Genomic DNA, 13,250 nt, shown 5'->3' with positions numbered 1-13,250 from the left:
GTGGTCTTTTGGGGGAGAGTGAATTGAGTTCGATTGACAGAGCGGAGCGTCCGGCTCCGGTGACCGGCGTCGGGCCTCATTCGCTTCGCCGCCATGCATCGCTCGGCCTTTGGCGCGGCCTTGCGCCGCTCGGCCTGCTGGCCGCGCTGACGCTCGGCGGCTGCGACAACAAAAGCGCGCAATCGCAGGCCGCGCCGCCGGCGCCGCCCGTGACCGTCGCGCAGCCGGTCAAGCGCACCGTCACCGATTGGGACGAATTCACCGGCCGGTTCGAGGCGATCGAGGAGGTTCAGGTCCGCGCCCGCGTCGGCGGCTTCGTCAACAGTGTCGAGTTCAAGGATGGTGCGATCGTCCATGCCGGCGATTTGCTCTACATCATCGACCCGCGACCGTTCGAGGCGGTGGTGCTGCAGGCCGAAGGCCAGCTCGCCGACGCGCGGGCCAAGGGCGAGCTTGCCAAGCGCGATCTCGAGCGCGGGCTGAACCTGGTGCAGACCAGCGCGGTCTCCGAGCAGGTCGTCGACCAGCGCCGCCAGGCGCTGCAGGCCGCGCGCGCCGCCGAGACGCAGGCCGAGGGCACGCTGAAGGCCGCGCAGCTCAATGTCGAATTCACCCATGTGCTGGCGCCGATCACCGGCCGCGTCAGCCGGCATCTGGTGACCCCGGGCAACCTGGTGCAGGGCAGCGAGGGCGGCGCGACGCTGCTGACCTCGATCGTGTCGCTCGATCCGATCTACATCTATTTCGACGTCGACGAGGCGACCTATCAGCGCAACAGCAAGCTGTGGTTCGAAGGCCGGCGGCCGAGCTCGCGCGACACCGCGAATCCGGTGCAGGTGTCGCTGACCGGCGAGACCAAGCCCTCGCATGAGGGCAAGATGGACTTCCTCGACAACCGCCTCGACGTCTCGACCGCGACGCTGCGCAGCCGCGCGGTGATCCCGAACAAGGACCTCTCGATCCTGCCCGGCCAGTTCGGCCGCGTTCGCCTGATCGGCTCCTCGCCCTATGAGGCGCTGCTGATCCCGGACACCGCCGTCGCCACCGACCAGTCGCGCAAGATCGTGTTCGTGGTCAAGGACGACAACACGGTGGAGGCGAGGACCGTCGAGCTCGGTCCGCTCGATGAGGGCCTGCGCGTGATCCGCGAGGGCCTCAAACCGGAGGACCGTGTGATCGTCGACGGGCTGCAGCGCGCCCGCGTCGGCGCCAAGGTGACGCCGAAGATGGCGCAGGCGGCTCCGGCCGACACCAAGGCTCCGGCGGGCGACAAGCCCGCGGCAGCAGACAAGCCCGCGGCAGGTGCGAAGCCATGAATCTCGGCAGGCTCTCCATCAACCAGCCCATCCTCGCGATGGTGCTGTCGATCGTGCTGCTGATCGTCGGCGCGATCGCCTATCCGACGCTGCCGGTCTCGGAATATCCGCAGGTCGTGCCGCCGACCGTCACCGTCACCACGCAATATCCCGGCGCCTCGGCGCAGACCGTGTCCGACACCGTCGCGGCTCCAATCGAGCAGGAGATCAACGGCGTCGAGGACATGCTGTATCTCTACAGCCAGGCGACCTCGAACGGCCAGCTCACCATCACCGCGACCTTCAAGCTCGGCACCGACCTCGACAAGGCGCAGGTGCTGGTGCAGAACCGCGTCGCGATCGCGCAGCCGCGGCTGCCTGAAGAGGTGCAGCGCAACGGCGTCGTCACCCGCAAGAACTCGCCCGACATCCTGATGGTCGTGTTCATGCTGTCGCCCGACGACACGTTCGACCAGCTCTATATTTCCAACTACGCGCTGCTGCAGGTCCGGGACCAGCTGTTGCGGCTCGACGGCGTCGGTGACATCCAGATGTTCGGCGCGCGCGACTACTCGATGCGGCTGTGGCTCGATCCCGACCGGATCGCCAATCTCGGCTTGACCTCGAGCGAGGTGCTGGCGGCGATCCGGGCGCAGAACCTGCAGATCGCCGGCGGCCAGATCGCCGAGCCGCCGATCGCCGACCGCGCCTTCCAGCCGAACCTCGTCTTCACCGGCCGTCTCAAGGACATCAGGCAGTTCGAGGACATCGTGGTGAAGGCCGGTTCCGACGGCCGCACCGTGCGGCTGCGCGACGTCGCCCGCGTCGAGCTCGGCGCGCTGTCCTACGCCACCAACAGCTTCCTGCTGCGCAAATCGGCGGTCGCGCTGCTGGTGACGCAGCGGCCCGGATCGAACGCGCTCGCCACCGCTAAGAGCATCTCCGACACGATGGAGCGGATGAAGGCGAGTTTCCCGAAGGGGCTCGACTACAACATCGGCTACAACCCGACGGAATTCATCGCCCAATCGGTCCATGAGCTGATCAAGACGATCTACGAGGCGATGGCGCTCGTCGTCATCGTGGTGCTGGTGTTCCTGCAGGGCTGGCGGCCTGCGATCATCCCGATCATCGCGATCCCGGTGTCGCTGGTCGGCACCTTCGCGGTGATGGCCGCGCTCGGCTTCTCGATCAACAATCTGACGCTGTTCGGCCTGGTGCTTGCGGTCGGCATCGTGGTCGACGACGCCATCGTCGTGGTCGAGAACGTCGAGCGGCATCTCGAGCACGGCATGAGCCGGCGCGAGGCTGCGCTCAAGACCATGGAGGAGGTCGGCGGCGCGCTGGTCTCGATCGCGCTGGTGCTGTGCGCGGTGTTCGTGCCGACCGCCTTCCTCGGCGGCATCTCCGGGCAGTTCTTCCAGCAATTCGCCGTGACGATCGCGGTCGCGACCGCGATCTCCTGCTTCTGCTCGTTGACGCTGTCACCGGCGCTGGCCTCGCAGATCCTGATCCCGCACCAGGAGAAGCGGCCGCCGGCGCGCTGGAACATCATCGCCCGCGGCTGGGACAGCTTCACCGCGCTGTTCAACCGCGTGTTCGACCGGCTGGCGCACGGCTATGCGGCCGTCGCCGACTTCGTGATCCGGCATACGGTGGTGATGCTCGCGATCTACCTCGCGCTGATCGGCAGCGCCGGCTGGCTGCTTGCGACCACCTCGCAGGGCTTCATCCCGGCGCAGGATCGCGGCTACGTCATCATCTCGGCGCAGCTGCCGGGCGCTGCGTCGCTGGCGCGGACCACGGCCGTGGTGCGCGAGATCGAGCGGATCGCGCTGGATACGCCGGGCATCGTTCGCGTCGCGGCCTTCGCCGGCTTCTCCGGCGCGACACGCACCCAGGCGGGCAACGCCGCGGCGCTGTTCCCGGTGTTCGACGAGCCCGAGGCGCGCCTGAAGAAGGGGCTGACGGCGACCGCGATCACGGCCGAGCTGCGCAAGCGGCTGTCGGTGATCCAGGGTGCCTTCATCATCGTGATTCCGCCGCCTGCCGTGCCCGGCATCGGCACCGGCGGCGGCTTCACCATCCGCGTCCAGGACCGGCAGGGGCGCGGGCCCGAACTGCTGGCATCCGCGACCGATGAACTGGTGCTGGCCGCGCGCAAGTCGCCAAGCCTGACTTCGGTGTTCTCGCCGTTCTCCGCGAACACGCCGCAATTGTTCGTCGATATCGATCGCGTGAAGGCGCAGAAGCTTGGCGTTCCGATCGCCAACATCACCGACACGATCGAGACCTATTTCGGCTCGACCTATGTCAACGACTTCAACCTGTTCGGGCGCACCTATCACGTCACGGCACAGGCCGATCTGCCGTTCCGCAAGGAGACCACCGATCTTGCACGGCTGCGGACGCGCAACGCCAATGGCGACATGGTGATGCTCGGCAGCGTCGTGGACTTCAAGAACATTTCGGGTCCCGACCGCGTCGCGCGCTACAATCTGTACTCGGCCTCCGAGCTGCAGGGTGAGCCTGCGCCCGGCGTCAGCTCGACGACGGCGCTCAACACCATCAAGAAGCTCGCCGACGAGACGCTGCCGTCGGGCTTCTCGTTCGAGTGGACTGACCTGTCCTACCAGCAGGTCAACGGCGCCAATGCGGGCCTCTACGTGTTCCCGATCTGCGTGCTGTTCGTCTACCTGGTGCTGGCCGCGCAATATGGCAGCTGGACATTGCCGTTCGCGGTGATCCTGATCGTGCCGATGTGCCTGTTCGCGGCCACGATCGGCGTGCGCATCATGGGCCAGGACGTCAACATCCTGACCCAGATCGGCTTCGTGGTGCTGGTGGGCCTCGCCGCCAAGAACGCGATCCTGATCGTCGAGTTCGCACGCGACATCGAGCTCGAGGGCAGGCCACGGCTGGAGGCGGTCATCGAGGCCTGCCGGCTCCGCTTGCGGCCGATCCTGATGACGTCGTTCGCCTTCATCCTCGGCGTGCTGCCGCTGGTGCTGTCGACCGGCTCGGGCTCGGAAATGCGCCAGGCGGTCGGCGTCGCCGTGTTCTTCGGCATGCTCGGCGTCACCCTGTTCGGCCTCGTCTTCACGCCGATCTTCTACATGGTGGTGCGCAACATCGCGGAAGGAAAGAATGAGGGCAAGCCGAAGGAGCCCGCGGCTGTGGCGGGGTAGTGGCGCCAAAACCGCGGAGCCTATCTCCGTCACCCTGAGGAGCGCGGAACGCGCGTCTCGAAGGGTGCACGGCCCCACTGGTGGCCGTTCATCCTTCGAGGCTCGCTCCGCTCGCACCTCAGGATGACGGGGCAAGTGTCGCGCGTGCGGAGAGCCCATACTTTTGGCTGATCGGAACGAGACGGAAATCGATGGGCACCAGCTAGGTAATAAAATAATGTCGCGCCGATTTTTTCATATAAAAGCTGCTGGGAGAGCATAACGATGAAGTCGGGATTTATGGCCGCGGTTGCGGCGTGCAGCCTGATGCTGGCGGCGCCGGCGGTGGCGCAGGGCGTCAAGATCGGCATCCTGAACGACCAGTCCGGCGTCTACGCCGATTACGGCGGAAAGTATTCGCTCGAGGCGGCGCGGATGGCGGTCGAGGATTTCGGCGGCGAGGTGCTCGGCCAGAAGATCGAGATCGTGACCGCCGACCATCAGAACAAGCCGGACCTCGCGACCGCGATCGCGCGGCGCTGGTACGAGGTCGAGAACGTCGACATGATCACCGAGCTCACCACCTCGTCGGTCGCGCTCGCGGTGCAGGAGCTCTCCAAGGAAAAGAAGAAGATCGACATCGTGGTCGGCGCGGCGACCTCGCGCATCTCGGGCGATGCCTGCACGCCGTACAGTTTCCATTGGGCCTATGACACCCGAGCGCTCGCGGTCGGCACCGGCGGCGCGCTGACGGAAGCGGGCGGCAACACCTGGTTCTTCCTGACCGCCGACTACGCGTTCGGCTACGCGCTGGAAAAGGACACCAGCGACATCGTCGCGTCGAAGGGCGGCAAGGTGGTCGGCTCGGTCCGCGTGCCGCTCAACTCGTCGGACTTCTCGTCCTTCCTGCTGCAGGCGCAGAGCTCGAAGGCGAAGATCATCGGGCTCGCCAATGCCGGCCTCGACACCACCAACTCGATCAAGCAGGCGGCCGAGTTCGGTATCGTGCGCGGCGGCCAGAAGCTTGCCGGCCTCTTGATGACACTGTCGGAGGTGCACGGTCTCGGCCTCGAGGCGGCGCAGGGCCTCGTGCTCACCGAGGGCTTCTACTGGGACCACGACGATGCCTCGCGCGCCTTCTCCGAACGCTTCTTCAAGCGCACCAGCCGGATGCCGAGCATGATCCATGCCGGCACCTATTCGGCGACGCTGAGCTACCTCAAGGCGGTCAAGGCCGCCGGCACCAAGGACAGCGATGCGGTCGCCGCCAAGCTGAAGGAGCTCCCGGTCGATGACGCCTTCGCCAAGGGCAAGGTGCTCGCGAACGGCCGCATGGTGCACGATCTCTATCTGTTCGAGGTCAAGAAGCCCTCGGAATCGAAGAAGCCCTGGGACTATTACAAGCAGATCGCCGTGGTGCCCGGCGACAAGGCTTTCTTCACCGCCAAGGAAAGCGGCTGCCCGCTGACCAAGTGATGCGTGGCTGGCGTATGCGCAGCGCGTGACACAAAATAGGTGTCGTCCCTGCGAAAGCAGGGACCCATAACCACCGCACTCAGTTGTTGTGACAGGCTGGAGCCCCAAAACTGGACCCTGTGGTTATGGGTCCCGGGTCAAGCCCGGGACGACAGCGGAATGTGTGGCGACACTTGAAGCCTCAATGCACCAGCCGCCACACCGCGCCGCCGATCCCGCCGAGCCACAGGATGATGGCGGCCATCGCCTGGATGCCAAATCCGCGGCTGCGTTTCGCCACCGCCTCGCGATAGCCGATGAAATAGACGATGCGGCCGATCACCCAGATCACGCCGACGGCGGCGGCCGCGGCATCGCCGATATAGATCGCAAACAGCCAGAGCGATGGCAGGAAGATCGGCATCCATTCCAGTGTGTTCATCTGGATGCGGAAAATGCGCTCGAAGTCCGGATGGCCTGAAATCGCCGGCAGCTTGACGCCATAGGCGGCACGGGCGCGCGCGACCTGCGTCGAGGTGAAGAAGTAGAACGCAACGGCAAGGCAGGTGACGATGGCCGTGTAGTGGTACATGGCAGGCGTGTCCTCTTGTTCTGCTGGCCCCGATGTCATGACGCGGCTGCGCCGCGCGGTGTGACAGGCAGGGCTATTTTGGGCGGCGCCGATCTTCCGTCGACGTCCTAGTATCCCGTCATCTCAAGATAGCCGATTCCGGCGTGGCTGCCCGTGAATCGGATCGGGCCTTCCCAATAGGGGAAACTGGTTCCCATCCAGGCCTTCGGATTGAGCGGTGTGGTCTCGATGGCCAGGCCGCGCGCCGGCAGAGCGACGCGCCATGCTGTCGGCAGCTTGCGGCCGTCGATCTCGGTGGTCGCCGCCGGTGTGATGCTGTTGCCACTGGCGGCGATCTCGGTCGAGCGGCCATCCGGCGTGATCCAGTTGCCGAACAGGTTTTCGCGGACGTCCTTCTGGCGCAACCGGTACAGCATCAGCTTCTCGTCGCCGGGCAGATGCAGCGAGAACCAGTCCCAGCCGGTTTGATCCGCCGCCAAGGGCTGGCTGCTCCATTCGCGGTCCATCCAGGCGACGCCGGTGACGTCGACCGGCCTGTCGTCGATCACGATGCGGCCGGACGCCTGGTAGAATGGCTGGCTGTAGTAATAGGAGGCCTGTCCGCGATCCGACTTGCGGCTGTAGCCATGGTCGCCCTGCAGCACCAGCGCGCGATCGGCGTCGAGCCGGAGTGCAGTTGAGAAGTCGGCGGCCGAGGCGTTCAACTCGAGCGGCGCGACGCGTTGTGCATCGAAGTCGTTCAGCCCTCGCATCTCCCAGGCGTCGATCCAGGCGTGGAACGGCATGGCCACGACACCGGCCTGCTCGACGCCGCCGCGTGCAAACGTCTCGCTGAAGCGATGCGTGGTGGCGCTGGTCACCGCGGCATGGCCCATCCACACCTGCTGATTGGCCCAGCCTTCGCTAGGCCCGCCCGGCTTCATGGCCTGGCGGAACAGCGTCCATTGCGCGCCATAGGCCGCGCCGCCGGCATCCGACAGATTCGCGGTGACGTACCACCATTCGATCCGGAACTCCGGATGCGGGCCGTGATCGATCGGGAACACGAACGGCTTGCCCGGCGTGACGGCGGCAAAGCCTTCGGCATTCTCGCCAAGCCCGGCAAAGCCCTGCGCGAACGTCTTGCCACCCAGCGCGAGCGCCAATGCGCCGCCGGAGAAGGCGCGCCGCGTGATGGTGCCGCTAGCGCTCATTGACGAAGGTCCGGATCAGGGTGGCCGGCTGCATGCGGGCCAGTCTAGCAACCGGCAGCGCCGCGGCACAGAGCGCTGCGGCCATCGCCACCGCGAGCAGCTCGATCAGTTGAAGCGGGAAGATTTGGAACGGCAGCCGCCAGCCGAACGCTTTCACGTTGACGATCGCAAGCAGGCACCACGCCACCAGTAGCCCAAGCGGTAGCGCGAACAGCGCTGTGATCAGCGCGACCGCCATGGTCTTCAACAGTTCGAGCGCGGCGAGCCGCCGCCGCGTTAGCCCGATCGCCCATAGCGGTGCCAGCTGCGGCAGCCGCGAATTGGCGAGCGTGAGCAGGCTGGTCAAGAGCGCGATGCCGGCGACGCCGAGCGTGAAGGCGTTGAGCGCCGCGGTCACCGAGAAGGTGCGGTTGAACACCCGCTTGGATTCCCGCTTCATCGTCGCCTGGTCGGCGACATTGCGGTCGTCGAGGCCGAATTTCTCCTGCAGCGCGGTGATCAGCGTGGCGATCTTGTCCGGCGCGACGCGGAGCCCGATCCGGGTCAGCGGGGTCTGCGGGAAGTGCCGCGTCAGCGCGGCGAAGTTGACCGCGATCTGGCCCTTTGGGTTGCCGTAATCCGCATAGATGCCGACGATCTCGAGCGGCCACTTGCCGCCGGGCGCGGGCACCTCGATGTGATCGCCGATCGCAAGCTTCATCCGCCGCGACAGCTGCTCGCTGACGAGGCAGGTGTCGCCGGGACGTAGCCTGACCCAGGCATTGGCCGTGCCTTCCAGCAACGGCCAGTTGTCGCGATAGGTGACGTGATCGGGCAGGCCGAGCACCTCGATCGGCGCACCGCCAAGCTGGGTGTCGGTGCGGCCGCCGGGCAGGATCGCCTCTACCTCGGGCCGGTCGTGCAGCCAGACCTTGATTTGCTTGGCCTGCGCGTCGCTGGCGGCGCTGATATAGACGTCGGCGGCAAGCCTTCCGTCGAGCCAGACCAGGAAGGTGCGGCTGAAGCTCTCCACCATGGTGCCGACGCCGACATTGACGGCGAGCGCGAGCAATAGCGCCATCAGCGCCAGCGACAGGCCGGACAATTGCTGCCGGCTGTCGGCCCAGAACCAGATGCCGACCGGCGCCCGCGCACTGCGCTGGCCGAGCGCGAGCGCGATCTGCAGCACCATCGGCAGGATCAATGCCGCGCCGAGCATCAATGCGGCCAGCACGGCAAAGCCTGCGATCAGGGAATCGCCGAACTGAATGAGCATTGCTGCGACCGCGAACACCGCGAGCGCCGCCGCGCTCTGGAACATCAGCCAGCGCCGCTGCGCCTGCTGCCAGGCCTGCGGCTGCGCGGTTGCCAGCACCGGCATCCGGATCGCCTTGGCAAGGCTGGCGGCCGCGGCAGCCAGTGCGCCGAGAATGCTGATGGCGATGCCGGCGAACCACCAGACCGGCTTCAGCGAAAGCTGTCCGGGAATCTGCGCGCCATAGAGCCCGCGCAGCGAGGCCGCGACATCAGGCAGCAAGGCTGCCGCGATGAAGTAACCGCAGACCAGGCCGATCAGGCCGGCGACCAGCGCCAGCGACACCAGCTCGATGACCAGCACCGTGTTGAGCATCCGCGCCGAGACACCGCAGGCGCGCAACGTTCGCAGCATCGGCAGCCGCTGCTCGAAGGCGAGCCCGATCGCGGAATTGACGATGAACAGGCCGACGAAGAATGACAGCAGGCCGAACGCGGTGAGGTTGAGATGGAAGCTGTCGGTCAGCCGTTCGAGGTCGCTCTCGGCGTTCGGCTCGACCAGACGCAGCTTGTTACCCGCTACGCTCTCGAGCGTGGCATGCGGCGCCTTGGATTTCCCGGCCAAGAGGCGCGACACCTGGCCGGGCATTCTCAAAATATCCTGCGCGATGCCGATATCGACCACCAGCGCGCCGGGCGCGAGCTCCGCCTGCACGCGCAGCGGCGGCAGGCTCGCGCCATTGGCTTGCGGCCGTTCGCCTTCCCCGAGGCCGAGATCGCGCAGCGTCTCCGGTGCCACCAGCATTTCGCCGGGCGGCGTGACGAAGGCTTGCAGGCTGCCGCGTCCGACCGCCGGCGCGTTGCCGACCTCGGAGGGCAGCGTCACCGGCTCGACGCCGAGCAGGCGGAAGCTGCGGCCGTCGATCTGGATGCGGCCCTCGAGCATCGGCGACACCGGCCAGCCGGCGCGGCGCAGGTCGACGAACAGCTGTTGCGGAAAGGTGGCGCTGTCTTTGCTCACCAGCATCGCGGTGCGTGAGCCGCCGAAGGTCGCGGCGGCGCGGTCATAGGCGATGCGCGCCTGCTGGTTCAGCGCCTGCACGCCGCTCCACAGTGCGGTCGCCGAGACCAGCCCGATCAAAAGCGTCGCGAGTTGCATCGGATGCCGCCGCCAGTGGCTGAGCAACACGGCGAGGATCCACAGCGGGCGCCTCACGCAATGACTCCGGCATGCAGGGTGACCTGGCGGTCGAGCGTCGCGGCGAGCCGCGCGCTGTGGGTGACCATCAGGAAGCCGCAGCCGGTGCGAACAACCAGATCGCGCGCCAGATGCAGCACTTCGTCGGCGGTGTCCTCGTCGAGATTGCCGGTCGGCTCGTCGGCGAGCAGCAGCAGCGGCTTCGGCGCCAGCGCGCGGCCGATCGCGACGCGCTGCTGCTGGCCGCCGGACAATTGCTCGGGATAGCGCCTGAGCAGGTTTTTCAAGCCGAGACGCTCGACCAGCTCGTCATGCCAGGCGGCATCGTGGCGGCCGGCGATGCGCGACTGGAACACGAGATTGTCCGCGACCGACAGGCTCGGGATCAAATTGAACTGCTGGAATACGAGTCCAAGCCGGTCGCGGCGCAATTCGGCGCGGCCGGCGTCGCTCAGCCTGGAGACTACGGTATCGGCAAGGGCGATCTCGCCGCCGTCGGCGGCATCTAACCCTGCGATCAGGTGCAGCAGCGTGCTCTTGCCGCTGCCGGATTCGCCCGTCAGCGCGACGCTCTCGCCGGTTGCAACGGCCAGATCGACGCCGCGCAGCACCGCGACGTCTTCCCCGGCAGAGCGGTAACTCTTGGTCAGGCCGGTGACGCGAAGCACCGCGGCGGTCTGGTCAGGTGGAGCGATGGCGGTGCCTCATTGCGGCTTCTGGTATTTCAGGACGAACTCGTCGATCGGCACCGGGGCCTTGAAGACGGGAATGTCCTTCGGGTCCTCCGCATGATGCAGGAAATCGCCCTCGGCCACCAGCTTGAAGCCGGCCGCCTCGATCTCCTGCTTCAAGGTGCTCTCCTCGATCCGGTGCAGGGTCTTGGCGACGTTGGTGCCGTCGCCCGGCTTGGCCGAGTGGTCCGCGATGACGAGCAAGCCGCCCGGCTTCAGCGCGGCGAACATCTTCTTGTTCATCGCGGCGCGATCGACCGGCAGATAGCTGATGTCGTGATAGAAAAAGAAGAAGGTGATCATGTCGAGGTCCTTGACCTCGGGCGGGATCGGGTCGTCATAGTCGCGCACCACGTGGATCACGTTCTTCATCGCGGGCGACTTCGCGCGGGTGTCGAACTTGTCCTTCACGAATCGCTCGAGCACGGTAGCCGAATCCTGCGCATAGACCTTGCCCGAAGGGGCGACGGTGCGTGCCAGCAATTCGGTGCTGTAGCCGGCGCTCGCCGCCATGTCGAGGATGGTCATGCCGGGCTTGACGCCGGCAAAGGCGAGCATCTTGGCCGGCTGGCGGCGCTGATCGACCTGGCGGTCCGCATCGCTGCGATCGGGCGCGGCGACGATCGCGGCGTAGTCGGGACTGGCGGTGTCGTCTGCGCGGACAGCCGTCGCAGCGAGGAGGGCGGTGGACGCGAGCGCAGTGCAGGCGATCGCGCGAAGCATCAATCTGTTCATGAAATAACCCCGGCTTTTCGTTGCCCCCGAGCATAGCAGCGCCCCCATGACAGATCACCGCTTCGCGGCCGCGCCGACGCGATCGTGATCGGCCGTTACAGCTGCGCCGGGTTGTGCGACCCCGGTAAATTGCGTTGTTGCGTTGCCCGGCGAGGCGTGGCTAGCATCGCCGATTGGGGCCGATCTTACGAAGCCAAAAAACGAAACGACGGGGAGCCAGACATGACGACGCAACCGACGCCCATGGGGACGTCGAAGGGGACCGGGACGCCCAAGGGCGCCTGGACCATCACCTTCCTTCTGTTCCTGTTCATGGTGGTGAACTTTGCGGACAAGATCGTGGTCGGGCTCGCCGGCGTGCCGATCAGGAAGGAGATGGGCCTCACCCCGGAGCAGTTCGGCGACCTTGGCTCGGCCTTTTTCTATCTGTTCTCGATCTCGGCGATCGTGGTCGGGTTCATCGTCAACCGCGTTGATACGCGTTGGGTGCTGCTGATCCTGGCGGTGATCTGGTCGCTGGCGCAATTTCCGATGATCGGCACCGTCAGCCTCACGACGCTCACGATCTGCCGCATCATCCTCGGCGCCGGCGAGGGGCCGGCGTTCTCGGTCGCCGCGCACGCGATCTACAAGTGGTTTCCGGACGAGAAGCGCACGCTACCGACCGCGATCCTGTCGCAGGGCTCGGCGTTCGGCGTGATCCTTGCGGTGCCCGCGCTGAACTGGATCATCGTCAATCATAGCTGGCATCATGCCTTTGGCGCGCTCGGCATCGTCGGCCTGCTCTGGACCGTCGCCTGGTTCGCGCTCGGCAAGGAAGGGCCACTGGTGTCGACGACTGCTGTCGTCGCCGACGAGCCGCGGATTCCCTACTGGAAGCTGCTGTCGTCGCGCACCTTCATCGGCTGCGTGATTGCGACCTTCGGCGCCTATTGGGCGCTGTCGCTCGGACTCACCTGGTTCACCTCCTTCATCATCGAGGGCCTCGGCTTCTCGCAGCAGCAGGCCGGCTTCGTCTCGATCCTGCCCTGGATCTTCGGCGCGACGATCGTGATTCTGACCGGCTGGATATCGCAGTTGATGCTGGCGCGCGGCTTCACCACCCGCGGCGCGCGCGGCGTGCTCGGCTCGGTGCCGCTGATCATCGGCGGCGCCATTCTAGCGACCTTGCCCTACGCGCCGCCGGGCGGGCTGATGATCGCGTTGCTGGTGATCGGCTCCGGCCTGTGCGGCTCGATCTATGTGGTGTGCCCGCCGATGCTCGGCGAGTTCACCCCGGTGTCGCAGCGCGGCGCGATCATCGCGATCTACGGCGCGCTGTACACGATCTCGGGTATCCTGGCGCCGATGGTGATGGGCAGTGTGATCCAGCGCGCGGCCACGCCGATGGCCGGCTATATGAGCGGCTTCACCATCAACGCCGCGATCATGGCGGGATCCGGCCTGCTCGGGCTGCTGCTGCTGTGGCCCAACACCGAGCGGGCACGGCTGACCGGCACGTCACCGCCCGCGGGCGCCATCAGGGGCGCCGTATCGTCGACGTAGGGTAGGCACGCTTCACCCTCCCCCTCCAGGCAGGGCTATCGCATGTGGCCGAGGAGTTCGAAGAGGAAGGCATCGTTCCATCCGGCGCGCTTGAGCTTGCCACGCA

General features: G+C 66.4%; 9 protein-coding genes. 4 read left to right on the top strand and 5 right to left on the bottom strand.

The features are described from left to right. Nucleotides 1-134 precede the first annotated feature (134 nt). The 3 genes from QMZ05_RS24795 (at nt 135) to QMZ05_RS24785 (ending at nt 5,938) form a co-directional block, all read left to right on the top strand. Nucleotides 135-1,316, top strand: coding sequence for an efflux RND transporter periplasmic adaptor subunit (locus QMZ05_RS24795; protein ID WP_353703150.1), 1,182 nt, complete (start codon nt 135-137; stop codon nt 1,314-1,316). Further along, entirely contained in the window at nt 1,313-4,483 is a 3,171-nt protein-coding gene (locus QMZ05_RS24790) for a multidrug efflux RND transporter permease subunit (RefSeq protein ID WP_353703125.1), read from the top strand. Before QMZ05_RS24795 ends, QMZ05_RS24790 begins: the two co-directional genes overlap by 4 nt. A 264-nt stretch (nt 4,484-4,747) precedes the next feature. Continuing rightward, the gene (locus tag QMZ05_RS24785) at nt 4,748-5,938 is read left to right on the top strand and encodes an ABC transporter substrate-binding protein (RefSeq protein WP_353703124.1); all 1,191 of its coding nucleotides are present in this window, start codon (nt 4,748-4,750) and stop codon (nt 5,936-5,938) included. Nucleotides 5,939-6,119: 181 nt separating this feature from the next. Here QMZ05_RS24785 and QMZ05_RS24780 read toward each other — a convergent pair whose 3' ends face one another. The 5 genes from QMZ05_RS24780 to QMZ05_RS24760 form a co-directional block, all read right to left on the bottom strand. Then, on the bottom strand, nt 6,120-6,509 hold the full coding sequence (locus QMZ05_RS24780) for an MAPEG family protein (RefSeq protein WP_353703123.1): 390 nt from the start codon (nt 6,507-6,509) through the stop codon (nt 6,120-6,122). 107 nt (nt 6,510-6,616) lie between these two features. After that, nucleotides 6,617-7,702 carry a lipocalin-like domain-containing protein gene (locus QMZ05_RS24775; RefSeq protein ID WP_353703122.1) on the bottom strand — a complete coding sequence of 362 codons (1,086 nt, stop codon included), beginning with the start codon at nt 7,700-7,702 and terminating at the stop codon, nt 6,617-6,619. Continuing rightward, nucleotides 7,692-10,151 (bottom strand): ABC transporter permease, encoded by a 2,460-nt coding sequence (locus tag QMZ05_RS24770; protein WP_353703121.1) that lies wholly within the window; start codon nt 10,149-10,151, stop codon nt 7,692-7,694. The genes QMZ05_RS24775 and QMZ05_RS24770 overlap by 11 nt, the downstream gene beginning before the upstream one ends. Then, the gene (locus QMZ05_RS24765) at nt 10,148-10,801 is read right to left on the bottom strand and encodes an ABC transporter ATP-binding protein (protein ID WP_353703120.1); all 654 of its coding nucleotides are present in this window, start codon (nt 10,799-10,801) and stop codon (nt 10,148-10,150) included. Before QMZ05_RS24765 ends, QMZ05_RS24770 begins: the two co-directional genes overlap by 4 nt. Before the next feature lie 36 nt (nt 10,802-10,837). After that, nucleotides 10,838-11,599: a class I SAM-dependent methyltransferase gene (locus QMZ05_RS24760; protein ID WP_353703119.1), complete on the bottom strand. Its 762-nt coding sequence runs from the start codon at nt 11,597-11,599 to the stop codon at nt 10,838-10,840. 222 nt (nt 11,600-11,821) lie between these two features. Here QMZ05_RS24760 and QMZ05_RS24755 point away from each other — a divergent pair, with 222 nt between their 5' ends. Further along, nucleotides 11,822-13,144, top strand: a complete 1,323-nt coding sequence (locus QMZ05_RS24755; protein WP_353703118.1) for an MFS transporter — start codon at nt 11,822-11,824, stop codon at nt 13,142-13,144. Nucleotides 13,145-13,250 lie beyond the last annotated feature (106 nt).

Source organism: Bradyrhizobium sp. INPA03-11B (assembly GCF_040446015.1).
Classification (GTDB): Bacteria; Pseudomonadota; Alphaproteobacteria; order Rhizobiales; family Xanthobacteraceae; genus Bradyrhizobium; species Bradyrhizobium macuxiense_A.
Note: the sequence above shows the minus strand (reverse complement) of the source record. Positions and strands in the feature narration are given on the sequence as shown.

Excerpts from the sequence above, each read along its gene's own strand:
- QMZ05_RS24775 (WP_353703122.1), bottom strand. The coding sequence starts at position 7,702 with ATGAGCGCTAGCGGCACCATCACGCGGCGCGCCTTCTCCGGCGGCGCA.
- QMZ05_RS24780 (WP_353703123.1), bottom strand. The coding sequence starts at position 6,509 with ATGTACCACTACACGGCCATCGTCACCTGCCTTGCCGTTGCGTTCTAC.
- QMZ05_RS24760 (WP_353703119.1), bottom strand. The coding sequence starts at position 11,599 with ATGAACAGATTGATGCTTCGCGCGATCGCCTGCACTGCGCTCGCGTCC.
- QMZ05_RS24755 (WP_353703118.1), top strand. The coding sequence starts at position 11,822 with ATGACGACGCAACCGACGCCCATGGGGACGTCGAAGGGGACCGGGACG.
- QMZ05_RS24785 (WP_353703124.1), top strand. The coding sequence starts at position 4,748 with ATGAAGTCGGGATTTATGGCCGCGGTTGCGGCGTGCAGCCTGATGCTG.
- QMZ05_RS24790 (WP_353703125.1), top strand. The coding sequence starts at position 1,313 with ATGAATCTCGGCAGGCTCTCCATCAACCAGCCCATCCTCGCGATGGTG.